This is a genomic window from Sutterella sp., assembly GCF_030539355.1.
GTDB lineage: Bacteria > Pseudomonadota > Gammaproteobacteria > Burkholderiales > Burkholderiaceae_F > Sutterella.
In genome coordinates, this window is record NZ_JAUNSF010000195.1 from 1 (window position 1) to 1,917 (window position 1,917).

2 protein-coding genes are annotated in these 1,917 nt (G+C 63.3%); both read right to left on the reverse strand.

The genetic code is table 11. The annotated features are described in order from the left end of the window. Positions 1-243 precede the first annotated feature (243 nt). Complete coding sequence (locus tag Q4F91_RS13455) at positions 244-711, reverse strand: hypothetical protein (protein WP_303338243.1); 468 nt, start codon at positions 709-711, stop codon at positions 244-246. Positions 712-812: 101 nt separating this feature from the next. After that, complete coding sequence (locus tag Q4F91_RS13460; protein ID WP_303338244.1) at positions 813-1,775, reverse strand: LysR family transcriptional regulator; 963 nt, start codon at positions 1,773-1,775, stop codon at positions 813-815. Positions 1,776-1,917 lie beyond the last annotated feature (142 nt).

Below are 1,917 nucleotides of genomic sequence, written 5' to 3' on the forward strand. Positions count from 1 at the left end.
AAATCCCTGATTCTTGATATAAATCAGGCACTTAGTTTATAGAAGCCCCCTTAAGTTGTGAAATTTGCAAGAGACGTTGCAAACGATTCTCATTTATAAATGTTCTTATAAAAATCAATGGGTTGCATTGAAAATTTCTACGGAACTTGCAAAAATGCGCGTGTCTAGGTATTTACCCTGATTTCATGCCCAAAGGCATGAAAAAACGGCTCCGTTTCCGGAGCCGTTGCGGGTGAATCAGAACTATCGCCACATCACGCCGGGGAGCGGCATCAGGGGCGGCCCCCAGGGCCAGAGGTCGTAGTGGTGCATGAGCAGGTGGTCGCGCTCGCGCTCGGCCGCGTCCGCGCGGCGCTGCGCGCGCTCGAGCGCGAAGCGGAGGTCCTGCTCCAGGTCCGGCGCGTCCGCGGGGCGCTTCAATTCGATGCGGGTGTCCGCGCGCAGGCTCTCGACCCGGAAGGGCGACGCCGTCGCGGCAGTGGCGCCCGAGGGCCAGGTGGCGACGAAGCCCGGGATCATGCCGCCCGATTCCTCGAGCGCGCTCGTGCGGTAGGGGATGCGCACCGGGGCGCGGCCGAAGTTCTCCTCTCCCGTTGCGCTCGTGATGACGGCGCCCTCGGGGTCGGACGAGACCACAACGTAGGTGGAGCAGCCCGTGAGGGCGGCGGCGAGGAGAAGGGCCGCGGCGGCTCTGAGAATCGACTTGCGCATGACTGACTCCTCAGGTTCACATGTGTTTCCTGAGAAGCAATTTAGCACCTGCGGCCGCGGAAAAGGACGGCAGGTGTTTGATTGTGTTGCTACGAGCCGGCTCAGTCTGCCGCTTCCATGGCGCCGAGGCGCTTCGCCTCCGCGCGGGCGCAGTTCGTGATGACGCCGCGGATCCACTGCATGAAGGGATCGGTCTGCGTGCCGTGGTGCCAGACGAGGGAGGGCGAGAAGGCGCTGATCTCCTGGGGCGCGGGGAGCATGCGCAGGTTGAACTGCTCGACGCGCAGGAAGTGCATCAGCGTGAGCACGGGCGCCGTGAAGACGTAGTCGGTCTGCATGAGCGCGTAGGGGACGCCGAGGAAGTAGGGCATCGAGACGGCCGTCTCGAAGTTCTGCTGGCCGCTCGCCGCCTGCGTGATGTGCTCCGGCGCGCCCGAGAAATTGATCGTGACCGAGCGGTAGGCCTGCAGGTCCTCCAGCGTGAGACGTCCCTTCTCGGTGTAGAGGTCGATGAGGGGATGGCGGTCCCTCACGAGCACGCCGCGGCGGGAGCGGTAGAGCTCGAGCGAGTGGAAGTCCTTCGGCACGTTCCGGAGCGGGTAGATCGCGAGGTCGGCGCGGCCCGAGCGCAGGTGCTCGAGCATGCCGTCGTTCACGGGAATGATCTCGATCGAGGCATGGGGCGCGGAGTGCGCGAGGCGCCCGAAGACGTCCTTCAGGATCGTCATCACGGCGTTGTCGACGGCGAGGATGCGCACCGTGCGGCGCGTGTTCTCGAGGTCGAACTCCTCGTCGCAGAAGAGCGACCGGGAGGTCGAGAGGAGCTTCGAAATCCTCGGCAGGAGCTCGCGCATGCGCTGCGTCGGGAGCATCTGCATCCCCGAGCGCACGAAGAGCTCGTCCTCGAAGACCTCGCGCAGGCGCGCGAGACGCCTCGAGGCGGAGCCCATGCTCAGCCCATGACGGCTCGCCGCGGTCGTCAGACTCTGGGTCTGCGCGAGCGTCACGAGAAATCGCAGTTCCTCGAGCGTCAGATCCGGCTGGGGTGTGTCAAGAAGCGCCATGGGGGAGAATTCGGGGTGGAGTCTTCGGGGAGAAATCGGTCACAGACTCAAATACTAAAACAAGCGGCCGTGATCTGCTTCTCCCGGTCTGTTAGCCCTACGGGAATTTGAGCCACAACAACCTCAGGGACTTTGAGACGGT